Source organism: Synechococcus sp. O70.1, from assembly GCF_047462215.1.
GTDB lineage: Bacteria > Cyanobacteriota > Cyanobacteriia > Thermostichales > Thermostichaceae > Thermostichus.
The window spans coordinates 104,548-117,551 of sequence record NZ_JANSIT010000007.1 but is presented as its reverse complement, the minus strand read 5'-3'; the positions used below and the strand labels follow the sequence as shown (position 1 = coordinate 117,551).

Here is a 13,004-nt window from a genome sequence, read left to right as displayed (position 1 = left end):
ATCCAAGACCGGCCCTGTTGGGTAAAGAACACCTGCGGACGGGCGCCCCCCGTGGTTTGGATCTCCAGTCTCATGCGGTTGCCGTGGGGCACTAGCCGAATATCGGTGATACGGCTGAGGCTTTGCGGATGGGTGGAGGTCAATTGTTGGGCAGCAGCCTCATCAGGCCGGCTTTCTACGGCCAACAGGGGCAGAGAAAGGATCAAGCTCAATGCCCATCCCCAAGCAACTCGACGGCTCATGATCCTCACCCCTCACTCCCTTGTCTAAGCGTGTTCCCGCTTGACCTTCAGCACAGGTCTAGGCCGTGCTTCCCTAATCAAAGCCGAAATTTTGGCTTTTGCCACTACCTGTAGAGGCTTTTTTCTCCAATCTTCCCTACAGTCACACTAGATAGATGTCCCTCACCTCTGGGTTGCCCCTTGCGACAGAGCCCGCTGTCAGCCACCAGAGCCTAAGCAGGGTTCAGGCTGACCTATTGACCGGGTGCTGGCTGCTCTGGTTCAGATTGAGTAGGGGCGGGCTGTTCTGGTGCAGGGGAGGGTTGTCCTTCGGGCGCAGGGGCAGTACCCAAGGGAATGTCTTTGTTGTAGTAATAGGCGGTCAAGTCGAAGGCGACGTTCAGCTCCCCCCTCCCTTGAACGGGATTGAGGGAGAGGTTGCCCACGCGGAACAGAGCCCGAAAACGCTCGATGTCTCTCATGAGGTTGATAATGTCGGCGTAGGGACCCTGCACTGTGACGCGCGTGGTCTGCACCTGGATGGCTGGAGCAATGATTGCGGGCACTTCGGGGTTGTCCGAAGAAGCCGGCGTTAAAGGAGAAGGTCTGAAACTGAGCAACTGACTGTTAGGTTGCCCCTGCACCAGGCGGTTGAGATCGATCAGCTGAGTGTCGGCATTCTCAGGAGTAGCAAACAAAGCGCTGAGCTGTTGCTGCTGCCCGCGAGCCCTCTCGATCTGGTTGGGCAGATCCTGCAAGCTGGCAATCTGGCCCTGCACCTCCTGCAACTGGCTGGTTTTTTGGGCCACCTCTCTTTCCAAGGCTTGCACTTCTTCGATCAGAGGACGGAGTTGGGTGAAGGCCAGAAAGCCCGCCATGCCCACACCCAAGATTCCAATCAGAAGTCCAATGCGAATGGGAGTTAGCTCGACACCCAGCAGTACCGGCGGCCCTGCTGGAGGTGCCATCAGTTGTTCATCGTGAAAACTTTCCAGCGAGCCAGTCATCAGTTCGCCTCCGCTTGACGCAAGGTACGGATCTTTTCAACTAGGCCTATTGCTCCCCGCTGTTCCAGCTCACGGGTAAACTCTGGGTCGGGATCCCCGATAGTCCGAACAGTAACTGTTATGCTGTAAGCAACGCTGGCTTCAGTTTCAGGTGTGCCCTCCGCTCGAGAGGCGCTGTTGAGAACGGCGCTGGTTACGAAGTTGGAATCCAGCAAGGTGAGCAAAAAGTCGTTCACCAAGGGAAAATCCAGCGCCTCTCCTTGTATGTTTACGGTGTCCCCAGAAGCGCTGATGTTGGTTATCCACACCCCTTGGCCAGGGATCCGGCGCCGCACTTCCTCCAAAATGGCTGACCAGGGCTGGATGGATCCCAGGAAAGAGCGGAAGCCCTCCGTCTGGGCGCGAATGGTTTGTAATTCTTGGCTGAGGCCCTGGAGTCGGGTTAACTCGGCATTGGCTGTGCTGAGTTCCCCTTCGAGGCGGGTTCGCTCTGCCCTTAGGGCATCTCTCTGGCGCAAGAAGTGGGCCTGGAAATACAAAAAACCCCCCATGGCCACGGCAGCCGCAGCAAACCCCAGGCCAAGGGCCAGGGCCCAGCTCCCCACTCCTGCGGCAGTGGGTGGGGCAGCTATTGCCTCTGCCCCTGTCTGGACGGCGGCGGGAACTTCCGGTCTTTCTTTAAGAAAGTTGATCTCCGGGGTGTACATCTGTCGCCTCGCTTAGGTATTGCAGGTCATCCCTTGCCGGCTTCCCGCATGGCCAGACCCAAAGCTACTCCCATCGCCGGGCGCTCCTCTAGAGGCACCTCGATGGCATCCGGCACAAGGATGTTGCCAAAAGGATCCGCCAGCTCTACAGCCATGCCCAACGACTGAGATAGGAAAGCATCCACCTGGCCGATACTGGCCCCGGAGCCGGCCAGAAAGACCTTCACCACGGGGAAGTTGCTTTCCGTGCTCGTGAAGAAGTCAATGGAGCGCTTCAGCTCATCGGCCAAGTCGGTAACAACACGCGCCACTGCGGCCACGCCTGGGTTGCTGGAAACCGCCTGCCCACCGCCAAGCAAAACCTCGTTGGGGTTGAGCAGGGGTAACCTCAGAGTTCGCAACAGCTCGCCAGTGCGACTGAAGGGCAAACTGAGAGACTGGGTCAGCACCTGCCGCATGTGGACAGTGCCGATGTTAACCGTGCGGGTAAATTGGGGGATGCCGTTGACCAAGATGCTGATCTCGCTGCTGTCGTAGCCGATGGAGCTGAGCAACACTGCCTCTTGAGGGCTGTACTGGAGGAGCTGGTCGCGGATGGTGCGAATGAGGGAGAAGCTGGCCAGCTCCACACAGCGCGCTTTCAAGTTGGCTGCTTGCAGCACCGCCAGGTAGTTGTCCACCACCTCCTTGGGGATTGCCACCAGCAGCACCTCGATGCGCTCAATGCCATCCTGGGAAAGGTCAAGGCCCAGGGGTTGGTAGTCCACATCCGCCTGATCCCGCGGGTAGGGGATGTAGAGTTCCGCCTCCTGCTCCAAAACCACCCGCCGCAGTTCATCGGCAGGCAGATCAGCCGGTAGGCGAAGGAGGCGAACAATGGCCTCCCGCGCCGGCACCGCGGTTGCCACCGGCAAGTTGGTGGGCACCTTGTACTCGCTGAGCAAGTTAGCCAAGCTCAGGCCAACGGTGTTGGGATCGAGGATGCGCCCCTCGGCCATCGCCCCCTCGGGCATTTCCACGGTGTGGTAGTGAGCCAGCCGATAGCGGCCACTACCCTGCTTTTTGAGTTGGGCAACGGCGATGCGCTCGGGGTTAATCTCCACCCCAAGCATGGTTTGGGCTTTGAAACCGCCAAAGAAGTCGAACACGCTGGGAAACCCCACCCTCTGCGCCACTGCTAGACGCATACTACCCAATCTGTTGGGGGGTTACCACCACTCGTAGTTGACTGCTGGCAAAGATTTGTGATAGCAGACCCTCCCTTCAACCCCTTCTAAGCAGGCGAGGCCTGCCCGTGACTACACCTGAGGTGGGAAAGGCAGAACTGGCGGCTAGAATCGTAGTCTGTAATTGCCCCTTTTGGGAATGAGAACTTGTGAATTTGACCTAGCCATCCCAGCGCCGGCCCGCCTGTACCGGGGCAGGGGCATTCTGGGGACTGTACCTCTGACGGTTCTGGGATCCCGGGTGTTGGTCATTGGGGGGGAGCGATCCCTGGCCGTGGCAGAGCTGCCCCTGAAGCGCAATTTTGCTCGGGATCCCGCCGTCCAGGTTTACTGGACTACCTACGGGGTTGACTGCAGTGAGTCGGAGCTGGCTCGCCTGCAGGCACTGGCCACAGCAGAATCGGTAACCGGCATTTTGGGGGTAGGAGGCGGCAAGGCGCTGGACACGGCCAAGCTGGTGGCCCATCGTTTGAGGATCCCAGTGGTAACGGTGCCCACCTCTGCCGCCACCTGTGCTGCCTGGAGTGCCCTGTCCAACATCTACTCCGATGCAGGCGCCTTTCAGCGGGATGTGGCCTTGGATCAAGCTCCCGCTGCCCTGATCCTGGACTACGAGCTCATTCTGCAAGCCCCAGCGCGCACGCTAGTGGCCGGGATCGGAGACGCCTTGGCCAAGTGGTACGAGTCTTCTGTAAGCAGTGGCAACTCGGAAGAGGCCTTGGTGATTGCTGCTGTGCAACAAGCCCGTGTCCTGCGGGATCTGCTGTTCCAGCAATCCTTGGCGGCCTTGAGGGAGCCGGGCGGAACTGCTTGGAAGCAAGTGGTGGATGCCTGCATTTGCCTAGCGGGGATCGTCGGCGGCTTGGGAGGGGCCAAGTGTCGCACCGTGGCCGCCCACGCTGTCCACAATGGCCTTACTCATCTGAGGGGGCACCGGGCCACCCTGCACGGGGAGAAAGTGGCTTTTGGCATCTTGGCCCAGCTCCGCCTGGAGGAGATCTTGCAGGGAAGCCAGTTGGCGCTAGCGGCCCGCACTCAGTTGCTGGAGTTCTACCGCCAGGTGGGACTGCCCCTGAACCTGCGGGATCTGCACCTAGGCCACCTGGGATCCGCCGAGCTGCTGCACGCTGCCCAAGTGGCCTGCCAGCCGGGATCGGATATCCACCACCTGCCCTTCCCTGTTAGCCCCGAAGCCCTGCTGGTGGCCCTCACCACCACTGACGTGACCAGCTCCAGCCCCGTCCTGCCACGGGTGTAAGTCATTGTCCTTGGCAGACTCCCCTACTACGGGCTTGGCGGGCCTCGCTGTATGCCGCGGAGGTGACGCCTGCTAAAATCAGGGTTCCGCCTACCCAAGTCCACCCATCCGGGATCTCGGCAAACACCCAGAACCCGAGCAGGCTAGCCCAGAGGAGGCGGGAGAAATCCAAAGGCAGGAGCATCGTTACGTCGGCTAGCTTGTAGGCTTGGGCAAGGGCCACCTGGCCAAGGCTGCCCAACAGCCCCATCGCCACCATCCACAGCCACTGCTCCGGCGAAGGCCAGGTCCAAACCCAAACGGCAGCCAAGAAGGAAAGGGGAGTCTGCAACAGGCCCATGTAGGCAGTGATCGTGAGGCTGGACTCGGTGCGGGCGAGGATCTTAAGCACGATGATCACCCAGCCAAAAAGAAGCGCCGCCGCTAAGGCTAGCCCTGTGCCCAAAGAGAATTCGCGAAAGCCCGGCCTCAGCATCACCAAAGTCCCGACAACTCCTAAGCCCAAACCCAGCCAGCGCGAGGGGCGCATCTGTTCTCCCAGCACCCAAACCGCCATCATGCCAGCAAACAAAAGCTGGACAAAGCTCAGGGCCGTGGCCTCTGCCAAAGGCAACAGGCTGGCCGCCCAGAAGGAAAGCAGCATTCCCAGGGTGCTAATTGCCGAGCGCAGGAGGTAAAAGCTCATCTTGGCAGTGTGCAGAGAGTGGATCCCTGCTCGCAAAAGCAGCGGTACCAGGGCAAGAAACCCGAAGAGGTTGCGCAGAAACACAATCTCAAAAGGGTGTAGGGCGGGAGTGTTGAGCCGGATGATTACCCCCAAGCAGGCAAAGCAAAAGGTGGCTAGCAGCTTTAGGGCAACTCCTTGCCAAGCCCTCTGGTTTCTTTGCTCAGCAAGGCGGCTCCCTTGATGGCTGTACCTCCTCCCTGGAGTCACAGCTCACACCCAAATGGTTTAGGGACAGAGTTTTCGGCCTCAAACTCTCAGCTTAGCCAGACTTTCGGGGATCCAGCCTGCGCTCCTAGGCACCCTCTGCTGTCTACCAGACTGCTCCAAGGGGCAGGGCAAAACGGGATCCCTAGCTTTTCTTGAGAATCTCCTTGAGGTAGCCGATGACCGTTTCCGGCTTGAGGTGAACCATGCAGGGGTGGCCTTCCACTAGGCAGGCTTCGTTTTTGAACTTGTTTTCTGCGCAGACCCGACATTTATAGGAAGTCTGGGTAACGTAAACATGGGGCAAGCGAGGTGCCCACAGTCGCACGGGGCTAGCTCCATCGCCGTCGGCATCGTTGCCAAATAGAGCAATGGTGGGACAGCCTACAGCTGCCGCAATGTGCATTGGCCCCGCATCCACGGAGATACAGACCCGCGCCCGCTTCAGGGCCCCCGCCAGCTCGAGGAGGGTGGTTTTGCCCCGCAAGTCAATCATCCCCGTTTCAGCCAGCAGTTGCTCCTCGCCGTCGCCGTGGTAGAGGGATCGCTGTAGCTCGGGGGCGCTGCCCACTAGCCCCACCTGCAAGCCCTGGCCCTGGCACCACTGGATTACCTGGCGCCAGTATTCAAGCGGCCACATCTTGGCGCGGCGGGTGGTGGTGATGTGTACGAGAACCTCCGGCACCGGAAAATCGGGATCCCGGCTGGGGAGCTCTAGGCGGAAGAAATCCGTCTCTACGTAGGCCAGGCGGCAGAAGATCTCGGCAATGTAGTTGCTGGTGAGGATATCTCTGTAGCGCTGCAAAAACTCCAGGCTGTTCCAGTCGTCGTCCTGGAGCATGCGCTGCACCGGGTCGGAGCCGGGATCCAACTTGCGGCGAAAATCCAAGGTCAGGCCAGCCCCGGCAATGTACTGGGGTCGCAGGGCCGTTACCGCTACCAGGTTGAGCTCGCTAAACTCGTCGCAATTGATGGCCAGATCGTAGGGACCAGCTTGGGCCACGCGATCCCGCACAGCGGCCGCTAGGGCCTCGAGGTAATCGGGGCGGCGGCTGTAGAGGGGGAAACTGAAGTCGATGTAGGGGCAGTGGAGCTCAAAGTCGCGGGTAATTTCGCTGCCAAAAAAATCCAGCACACAGCCGGGGTATTTTTCCTTGAGGCCACGCAAGAGGGGGATGGTGACCACAAAGTTGCCCACCTTGCTGGAAGAAAATACCGCTAGATGTGGCCGTTCCCGCAGGGGTTGGTTGGCAAACCGTTGCATAGGGCTATGCCGTCTGGGTCAGTGGTGTAGAGCCCTCTCGCTAGGCTAGCATCCCCAGGTCAGCCTCCCAGCCAGGTTTTGGGGAGGGGCTAGACTTAGGGCAAGCTGGCTTGGCTGCCATCCCAGATGACCACCACGGCAAAGCGATCCAGAAAGCCATCGGCGGCGTTCATCCGGCGCAAGTTGAAGGCATCTTCGGCAGAGATCACCAGGTCATAGCCCAAGGTGCGCAGGGCGCGGATGCGGTGGGGCCGCTCCCCAATGCGGTTGACTAACCAGCGGGCCTGCTCTTCCGAGGTGGCGTAGGCAGCTGTGCCCTCGCTGCCCACAAAGGCGGCGTTGAGATCCTGGCCAAGGTTGATGGGCGGGTAAACAGGGTTGCCATCGGGATCCAAAAGGCGCATCGACTGGCTGGGCAGAAAGTCCAGGCCGCGGGCATCGACCAGCAGCCCTGTTACCTGGGGCTGGGGCCGCTGGGATCCCGCCTCCAGGCCAGTTCCACCCCCTGGCCCTTGGCCTGTGCCCACCCCTGAGCCAGGACTGGAGCCGCGCACCCCGCTCTGGCCGCTGCCAGGCCCGATTACTCCCCCTTGCCCAGACCCCAAGCCACCGCCGCCGGCGCTCATGTCCAACTGGCGCAACAAGTCCAAATCGAAAATCGGCCCTTCTGATCCTGCGTTCTCGTCAGGAAATAGCTGGTCGGGAGTGACCGAACGCCAGGGCGCTTCTTGTTTCTCAAGGGTTGGGGTAGGGGATCCCCCCTGCAGGCGGTGGAGGGGAGGAAACAGTGTCTGCGCCTCGACCGCTTCCCCCGGCAAGACAAGTCCCCCTGCCAGGAGTCCCAGGGCTGCCGCCTTGATCCGGATCCCTGCGCCTTGAGTTCTCATGCCCACACCTCTTGGCCTGAAAATCCGCAGCCGCTCGTTCCCCCATGCTATCCAGGCGGGGGTGGTTTGGCAGGGGATCGCGCGCAGTCCTCCTTTCTTTCTGATCCCCAGCGATCCCCAAGCTCTTGACCAATAGGAAGAAATACGTGAACATAGGGTCATCATTACTGATCCCCGCTGATCCCAACCTGTAGTCATCAGCGGTTGGAAGACGCAAAGCCGGCTGTCACCCCAGTAGGTCAGGGGTTGCGCTTAGCCGCAAGCTGGGATCAGCCTTATCGGTTAGCCAGTTGAGTGTGGGCACAAGCCCGATTTGTTGAGGAGAGGAGGCCCCGACCATGCCACCAGAGCGGATCCCCTTAGAAGAAATGACCATCCGGCAGTTGCGGGAAGAAGCGGCCCGCTATCAGATCCCCAAGTACAGCCGCATGACCAAAGACCAGCTTATCGAGGCCATTCGGGAGGCCAAAGCTAAGTCTGGGCGCCCTGTCGATACCATGCCAGCGCCCAGCGGGCAAGAATCGGTTACCCAAACGAAGTTTGTGGGTCCGGAGGTTGCCAGCAAGCCGGATCTGGCCGATGTGGATAAAGGGTTAGGGGATCTGCCAGGTGGCTATGGCGAAAGCCGCATTGTTCTGCTGCCGCGGGATCCCCAGTGGGCCTACGCCTACTGGGATGTGCCCAACGAGGCCAAAGAGAGCAAGCGCCGCGAGGGAGGTCAGCAGTTGGCGCTGCGCCTCTATGACGTAACGGATATCGATTTCGACCGCCAGCCGGCCCACAGCATGCAGGAGTACCCCTGCGACGAGTTGGCGCGGGAATGGTACCTGCCGATCCCGGTGAGCGATCGCTCCTACCTGGTGGAGATTGGCTACCGGACGGCGGATGGTCGCTGGCTCGTGTTGGCCCGCTCGGCGGCGGTGATGGTGCCGCCAGTCTTCCCTTCTGACTGGTTTGAAGAGCACTTCCTGACAGTGCCCTTTGACATGCCCCTCCAGGGCCGCACCCTCTACCAGCTCACCGAGCCCTACAAGCGCAGCGCTACCGGCATGGGCGTGGTGGCCTACAAAGGCGACGAGCCGCAGCGGGAGAGGACAGCGGATCCCTTCCTGGACATGGTGGGGGCTTTCGAGGCGATGCGAGTAGCGGGATCCTTGTTTGGCAGCCACCAACTGGTGCCGGAGCAGGCCATCAGCTCGTTCATCGTTCCGTCCGGGGTGGGCATGATGGGCATGGCAGAAGTGCCTGCTGCTCCTTGGATGGCCTCTGGCTCGGGGTTGGGGCTGTTCTCGGGCGCTTCCGAAGTGCTACCGCGGCGCTCCCGTAAGTTCTGGCTGGTGGCCGATGCCGAACTCATCGTCTATGGAGCCACGGAGCCCGATGCCACCGTCACCATCGGGGGGCGCAAGATCCAGCTCAACCCTGATGGCACTTTCCGCTTCCACATGGCTTTCCCCGACGGCAACATCGATTTTCCCATCTTTGCTGTAGCTGCCGACGGCGAGCAAACCCGCGAGATCCACATGACCTTCGATCGCCGCACCCTCTCTCGCCGCACCAACACCAAAGAGGAGGCCCTTGAGGAACTGCTGCCCTAGAGGTTCTGCTCTTGCCCTTCCCCCTGGTTGCCAGGGGGATTTTTTTTGGTCGGTAGCCGAGGACTTGCCGACCCTGGAAGAAGCAGGCTAGAGTAGAAGAACGACGCGGGGTAGAGCAGCCTGGTAGCTCGTCGGGCTCATAACCCGAAGGTCACTGGTTCAAATCCAGTCCCCGCTATAATATCTGCAAATAGGAGGAGAGCTTCTTTACGTTTCTTGGGCCGAAGCCAGGAAGACGGCGCATGGATTCGCGGGAAATCGAGGCGTTGATACAGGCTGCCCTACCCGGCGCCAAAGTGCACGTAGAAGATACAGTGGGCGATGGCAACCATTTTCAGGCTGTTGTTGTAGCTGAGCAGTTCCAGGGCCTGTCCCTCATCCAACAGCACCGGCTGGTGAACGAGGCCTTGAAGCCCTACCTTCAGGATGGCCGTCTCCATGCCCTAGCTCTCCGTACCTTTACTCCTAGCCAGTGGGAGGAGCTTCAGGGGGCGGATCCCGGTTCAGCTCTTCAATCATCCCCATTCCCTCCTTCTTGAGCTACTAGCCAAAGCTGATACGGAGCAGAGAAAAGTCATCTTCAAGAGCCGCCCTGCCGCGGAAAGATTGGATGTGTTGCAGAACGTGATCGACGCCAATGCAGGCATGGGCGCCTAGGAACGACTTCCAGTTCTCTATCCCCCAGATCCCTTCCGAGCTGGACACTTCGTAAACCCCGTCGCTGAACACGTAGAGACAACTGTTCGCCGGGATCCGCACTTCGTCCCTGGCAAAGTCCTGCTCGGGCAAAACGCCAATGGGCAAATTGGGCGTCTTCAGCTCTAGGGGGATGGGATCCGATTGAGCAACCAACAGAGCGGGGGGGTGGCCAGCGCTGGCAAAAGAAAGCAAGCGAGATCCCGGCTGGTAAACCCCATACCAGAGGGTGAAGTACATGTCATGGTGGGATCCCATTGGGAAGGACTGGTTGAGGGCGCGCAACACCGCATCTGGCTGCCGCAGGTCGGTGTCGGGCAGGCTCTGGGAGCGCAGCTGGTTCACCACCGACACGGACAAGAGGGCGGATCCCACCCCGTGCCCTGAGACATCCAGAAGGTAAATAGCTAGGTGATCCTCGTCCAGCCACTGGTAGTTAAACGAATCGCCCCCCAGCTCCTGGGAGGGCAAAAAGCACCACTCAATCGCTATCTGGTGAAGGGGGAAGTGAGCCGGTTTGGGCAAAAGCGAGCGCACATAGCTAGCTGCTTCGGCCAACTCCGCCCGCAGTCGAGCAGTTTGCTGCTGCAGGTCATGGCTGAGCTGGTGCAAGCGTAGCCCAGCCCGCACCCGCGCTCGCAATTCATTGGGATCGATTGGCTTGCTGAGGAACTCGTCTGCCCCAGCATCTAGGCCCTGAATGCGGTCTTCGACTTCGGTGCGGGCGGTAAGCAAAATGAAGAAGGTGGTGGAAAACTTGGGATCAGCCTTGATGCGCCGGCAGACTTCCAGCCCATCCATATCAGGCATCATCCAGTCGCAGATAATCAGCCCCGGGGCTAGAAGGTGGGCCTTCTCCAGCCCTTCCGAACCATTGCTGGCTATCTCGACGGTGTAGCCTTGCTGCTCCAGGGATCGCTTCAACAGCAAGCAAATGGTGGGATCGTCGTCAACAATCAGAATAGTCGTCATCCCTGCCCTCCTATCCCCGAGGCTGAAACCGCGTTCAGGCGCTCTGCCAGAACGCCCCTCTCCTCACTCGCTTTATCCGGTCGCTAACCCGCAAGGAGGGAGTTGCCGCCAGTTAGCCCGCTAGCAGTAGTAGAGGTTGCTTCCGCAATCTCCTTTATCTCTCTCTGACGCTCCCAAACCGTAATTGCCCGCTACCCAGAAACTAACTTTCTCAGGATACTGAAGAATGGGGCTAGAGACCTTCCAGGATGCCCTTTCCCTTTGCCGCCAGGGAGAGTCGCCAAGTCCCTTGGGAGATGCAGATCACACCTACCTGGGAATACTTTCTTCTATAGTCTACCTGCAGATTCGAGAGCGTCTAACAGTCCCTTCTCCCTCGCGTTGGGGTGGTGTCCCATGAGTGCATCTCCACGATGGCTATCTTCTTCTCCACTTGAGGATGGACGCACCGCCCCGCCGCCCATGCCAACTGGAGCCCTCGAGGGGGAGATTCGTCTGGAAGACCTGGACGAGAAGCAATGGCTGGCCAGCTTATCGTCGGTGGTGCTTAACCCTGCAGCTTGGAGCTGCTTCAGCCTTAGCGAAACCAGCCGCCTGCTGCGACCTTTGCAAATTTCCCCTGATCTAACAGGAACTCTCATCCTCTCTCCCAACGCCACCGCCGAGATTGTGTACAAGTTTCTTACGCGCGACGGTCGGATTGGAACCATGAAGGGGCTGATCTCGATCGAGTCCTTTCGCAGCGAGCGGCTGTACTCCGTTTACGAGCAACTGCGTATTGAAAAAGTCATACCGGTTTTTAGCGAGTCGGTCGTCGTGCAAATCGTGGATCAGCTAAGGCCGATTTTTGCCCGCGACTTGGACGAACTGCTCTGGCAAGAAAGCCTTTACTTCACCCCCCAAGATCTGCGCCAGCCGGAGTTTTGGCTGCGCGGCCTGCGGCCGGAGGCGATCCCACGCCGCTTTCGGCCCCACCTGCAAAGGGTGTACTCCCACATCATGGGGGTGTGTCGCAGCCTGCCCAACATCGCTTTTCAACTGTGTCTGCGGGCCTACTTGGAGTACAACGACGTCAAAAACCACCATCTCCTCGCCCTGCTGCTTAGCAAGTATTTCTATACGCTCTACCGCATCGGTGGGCTGGACGGCTGGGAAAGTCGGGATCCGGTGGAGGTGGGATCCCTGTGCTCTTCCAATCGACGAGCTCGGCTGCGGGCTCTTTCTCACTTGCTGACTCTGGACAACGACAGCGACGAACCGCTGGCAAGCCTCGGGAGTCCAGGGCCGGGCGGCAGTTATTTCAGCGGAGAGTGGGAGCCTGCTGCTAGCGAGGTGCCGAGTACGGAAGAAATCGAAAAGCTACGGCAAGATGTAGAGGCAGCGCGCAGCCAGGCCGCCGCGGCCCAGCAGTTGGTAGCTCAATATCAGGAAGAGAAAAAACAAGAGCTGCTCAACCGCCTCCAGGATCCGAAGAAGTTTCTCCTTTTCAGCCTCCATCAATTTTTCGACACCCTCTTGGTCTCCCTACCCGTAGAGGTGAAAAGCGAGTACGGGTCAGCTTGGGTACCGCGCACCTCCTACTTGGACGAGAAAGACCGGGACAACCTGACCGAGCATTTGCACTGGATCACCAGCGAGGCCTATTTGCTGAGCATCCCCTTTGCCGAGTCAACCATCATCGGCTACTGGCGGGTTTTGGCCGATTCGTTCTACAGCCAATGGATTTTGAATCAGTACAAGCAGTTGCAAAGCTACGGAGTGGATCTGGAGCAGCAGGGCATCCAAATCCTGGAGCGAGAACAATTTTTGCATGAAGTGCAACTGCGCTTTGCTGCCCGCCACCGCGAGATCGTGACTCAAAATGTGGAGAAGATCAGCCAAATTCTGGTGGATAGCCTGGCCAAGCGGGTGGCCCTTAACACCAGCCAGCAAAGCTTTCAGGCGATGCGAGCCAAATTGACCACTGTTTTGGATATGGAGATCTCCCGCAAAGATATGGGGGAAGTGCGGCGGCTGATCGACTACTTTACCGATGTGTTTTTGGGCAAGCAGGAGGAGTTGCGCTCGCCCTATCCGGTGGGCACGATTTTACAGGTCAAAGCGGCCATTGAAGCTCGCCCCCCCGACAGTCGCAGCCGCATTGGCCTGGAAATCTTAAACCAGATCTACCGCGAGTACGTCCCTGTCCTGCAGCAGGCGAGGGATCCCACAGGCAGGCAACTGGCCTCAGAATAGGG

12 protein-coding genes, 1 tRNA gene and 1 pseudogene are annotated in these 13,004 nt (G+C 59.5%); 6 read left to right on the top strand and 8 right to left on the bottom strand.

Going from position 1 to position 13,004, the window contains the following annotated elements:
• From NW833_RS06200 to pilM, 4 genes and pseudogenes are all read right to left on the bottom strand, one after another.
• Window positions 1-242, bottom strand: a pseudogene (locus NW833_RS06200) (pilus assembly protein PilQ); the annotation flags it as partial.
• 233 nt (window positions 243-475) lie between these two features.
• The gene (locus NW833_RS06195; RefSeq protein WP_414411902.1) at window positions 476-1,228 is read right to left on the bottom strand and encodes a hypothetical protein; all 753 of its coding nucleotides are present in this window, start codon (window positions 1,226-1,228) and stop codon (window positions 476-478) included.
• Complete coding sequence (locus NW833_RS06190; protein WP_414411901.1) at window positions 1,228-1,935, bottom strand: PilN domain-containing protein; 708 nt, start codon at window positions 1,933-1,935, stop codon at window positions 1,228-1,230. The genes NW833_RS06195 and NW833_RS06190 overlap by 1 nt, the downstream gene beginning before the upstream one ends.
• A gap of 26 nt (window positions 1,936-1,961) precedes the next feature.
• Entirely contained in the window at window positions 1,962-3,122 is a 1,161-nt protein-coding gene (pilM, locus tag NW833_RS06185; RefSeq protein WP_414411900.1) for a type IV pilus biogenesis protein PilM, read from the bottom strand.
• 178 nt (window positions 3,123-3,300) lie between these two features.
• On the opposite strand from pilM, the gene NW833_RS06180 reads away from it, so the two are divergent.
• Entirely contained in the window at window positions 3,301-4,419 is a 1,119-nt protein-coding gene (locus NW833_RS06180; protein ID WP_414411899.1) for an iron-containing alcohol dehydrogenase family protein, read from the top strand.
• A gap of 1 nt (window position 4,420) precedes the next feature.
• Here the strand turns inward: NW833_RS06180 and NW833_RS06175 are convergent, their stop codons facing one another.
• The 3 genes from NW833_RS06175 to NW833_RS06165 form a co-directional block, all read right to left on the bottom strand.
• A complete protein-coding gene (locus tag NW833_RS06175; RefSeq protein WP_414411898.1) occupies window positions 4,421-5,353 on the bottom strand; it encodes a DMT family transporter in 933 nt (310 codons plus the stop codon).
• 142 nt (window positions 5,354-5,495) lie between these two features.
• Window positions 5,496-6,614 (bottom strand): glycosyltransferase family 9 protein, encoded by a 1,119-nt coding sequence (locus NW833_RS06170; RefSeq protein WP_414411897.1) that lies wholly within the window; start codon window positions 6,612-6,614, stop codon window positions 5,496-5,498.
• A 95-nt stretch (window positions 6,615-6,709) separates the two neighbouring features.
• Window positions 6,710-7,501 (bottom strand): hypothetical protein, encoded by a 792-nt coding sequence (locus NW833_RS06165; protein WP_414411896.1) that lies wholly within the window; start codon window positions 7,499-7,501, stop codon window positions 6,710-6,712.
• Here NW833_RS06165 and NW833_RS06160 point away from each other — a divergent pair.
• The 4 genes from NW833_RS06160 to NW833_RS06145 all read left to right on the top strand — a co-directional run bounded on the left by NW833_RS06160 (window position 7,500) and on the right by NW833_RS06145 (window position 9,638).
• The gene (locus tag NW833_RS06160; protein ID WP_414406177.1) at window positions 7,500-7,637 is read left to right on the top strand and encodes a hypothetical protein; all 138 of its coding nucleotides are present in this window, start codon (window positions 7,500-7,502) and stop codon (window positions 7,635-7,637) included. The two genes, NW833_RS06165 and NW833_RS06160, sit on opposite strands and share 2 nt — an antisense overlap.
• A gap of 202 nt (window positions 7,638-7,839) precedes the next feature.
• Complete coding sequence (locus NW833_RS06155; protein WP_414393016.1) at window positions 7,840-9,099, top strand: DUF4912 domain-containing protein; 1,260 nt, start codon at window positions 7,840-7,842, stop codon at window positions 9,097-9,099.
• Between the two features lie 104 nt (window positions 9,100-9,203).
• Window positions 9,204-9,277: transfer RNA gene (locus tag NW833_RS06150), tRNA-Met, on the top strand.
• Window positions 9,278-9,341: 64 nt separating this feature from the next.
• Entirely contained in the window at window positions 9,342-9,638 is a 297-nt protein-coding gene (locus NW833_RS06145; protein WP_414393014.1) for a BolA family protein, read from the top strand.
• 4 nt (window positions 9,639-9,642) lie between these two features.
• Here NW833_RS06145 and NW833_RS06140 read toward each other — a convergent pair whose 3' ends face one another.
• Window positions 9,643-10,767 (bottom strand): PP2C family protein-serine/threonine phosphatase, encoded by a 1,125-nt coding sequence (locus NW833_RS06140; protein ID WP_414411895.1) that lies wholly within the window; start codon window positions 10,765-10,767, stop codon window positions 9,643-9,645.
• Between the two features lie 462 nt (window positions 10,768-11,229).
• Between NW833_RS06140 and NW833_RS06135 the strand changes: the two genes are divergently transcribed.
• Complete coding sequence (locus tag NW833_RS06135; protein WP_414411894.1) at window positions 11,230-13,002, top strand: hypothetical protein; 1,773 nt, start codon at window positions 11,230-11,232, stop codon at window positions 13,000-13,002.
• Window positions 13,003-13,004: the final 2 nt, after the last annotated feature.

Excerpts from the sequence above, each read along its gene's own strand:
- NW833_RS06190 (WP_414411901.1), bottom strand. The coding sequence starts at position 1,935 with ATGTACACCCCGGAGATCAACTTTCTTAAAGAAAGACCGGAAGTTCCC.
- NW833_RS06170 (WP_414411897.1), bottom strand. The coding sequence starts at position 6,614 with ATGCAACGGTTTGCCAACCAACCCCTGCGGGAACGGCCACATCTAGCG.
- NW833_RS06145 (WP_414393014.1), top strand. The coding sequence starts at position 9,342 with ATGGATTCGCGGGAAATCGAGGCGTTGATACAGGCTGCCCTACCCGGC.
- pilM (WP_414411900.1), bottom strand. The coding sequence starts at position 3,122 with ATGCGTCTAGCAGTGGCGCAGAGGGTGGGGTTTCCCAGCGTGTTCGAC.
- NW833_RS06160 (WP_414406177.1), top strand. The coding sequence starts at position 7,500 with ATGCCCACACCTCTTGGCCTGAAAATCCGCAGCCGCTCGTTCCCCCAT.
- NW833_RS06165 (WP_414411896.1), bottom strand. The coding sequence starts at position 7,501 with ATGAGAACTCAAGGCGCAGGGATCCGGATCAAGGCGGCAGCCCTGGGA.
- NW833_RS06135 (WP_414411894.1), top strand. The coding sequence starts at position 11,230 with ATGCCAACTGGAGCCCTCGAGGGGGAGATTCGTCTGGAAGACCTGGAC.
- NW833_RS06195 (WP_414411902.1), bottom strand. The coding sequence starts at position 1,228 with ATGACTGGCTCGCTGGAAAGTTTTCACGATGAACAACTGATGGCACCT.
- NW833_RS06180 (WP_414411899.1), top strand. The coding sequence starts at position 3,301 with ATGAGAACTTGTGAATTTGACCTAGCCATCCCAGCGCCGGCCCGCCTG.
- NW833_RS06140 (WP_414411895.1), bottom strand. The coding sequence starts at position 10,767 with ATGACGACTATTCTGATTGTTGACGACGATCCCACCATTTGCTTGCTG.
- NW833_RS06155 (WP_414393016.1), top strand. The coding sequence starts at position 7,840 with ATGCCACCAGAGCGGATCCCCTTAGAAGAAATGACCATCCGGCAGTTG.